Source organism: Neisseria oralis, from assembly GCF_045062685.1.
GTDB lineage: Bacteria > Pseudomonadota > Gammaproteobacteria > Burkholderiales > Neisseriaceae > Neisseria > Neisseria oralis.
Genome location: NZ_JBJGEB010000104.1, coordinates 1 through 243 on the forward strand (window position 1 = coordinate 1; position 243 = coordinate 243).

The window sequence follows — 243 nt, forward strand, 5'->3', positions numbered from 1 at the left end:
GCCGTATGCCGTCTGAAAGCCGTACTCGAGCCCTTGTGCGCGCCCTACATCCCCGCCATCCAACGGCATTTGGAAAACGTGCAGGCGGAAAAACTGTTTATCACGCCCGCCGCCAGACCGCGCGTTACCCGCGTGCCGTACGATGACAAGGCATACCGCATCATCGTCCGCTTCGCCTCCCCCGTTTCAAAGCGGCTGGAAATCCAACAGGCGGTTATGGACGAATTTTTGCGCGTACAATAC

At 58.4% G+C, this 243-nt stretch carries 1 pseudogene; it reads left to right on the top strand.

From position 1 onward, the window contains the following. Positions 1 to 243: pseudogene (locus ACI43T_RS12245) on the top strand (mechanosensitive ion channel family protein); the annotation flags it as partial.